At 48.1% G+C, this 599-nt stretch carries 1 protein-coding gene; it reads left to right on the forward strand.

Annotated elements, in window-relative coordinates; all coding sequences use genetic code 11:
- On the forward strand, window positions 1-599 hold a 599-nt coding region (locus R7040_RS28040), incomplete at both ends, for a glycogen/starch/alpha-glucan phosphorylase (RefSeq protein WP_318097828.1).

Consider the following 599-nt stretch of genomic DNA (forward strand, 5'->3'; position numbering starts at 1 on the left):
ATGAAACCTACTCAACAGAAACAATTTGACAAGAAGTCCTTCCAAGACAGCGTTAAGAAACACCTTTCCGTAACTTACGCTCACACGGTTGAAAACGCAGACAGCCGCGCATGGTACCTAGCAATGGGTCGCGCACTGGCTGAGTTCACTACTTTTGATTTGCTTGCTACAGAAACTGATCCTCGCATCCAACAAGCGAAGAGCGTTAACTACCTTTCACTAGAATTCCTTATTGGCCGTTTAACGGGCAACAACTTAATCAGCATGGGTCTGTACGAACAAGTAACAGAAGCAATGGCTGAGTTAGGTCATAACCTAACTGACCTTCTAGAAGAAGAGCGCGATCCATCACTTGGTAACGGTGGTCTTGGTCGTCTGGCTGCGTGTTTCATGGATTCATGTGCTGCTCAAGAGTTCCCAACAGTGGGCTACGGCCTTCACTACGAATACGGCCTGTTTAAGCAGTCGTTCAAAGACGGTCGCCAACAAGAAGCACCTGACGCATGGCGTGGTGTGGAAGGCTACCCTTGGGAAGTAGCTCGTCCTGAGCTGGCGCAAGAAATCGGTTTTTACGGTCACGTTGAAGTTGTTAATGTAGA

The sequence above is a fragment of the Vibrio sp. 1069 genome, assembly GCF_033340555.1.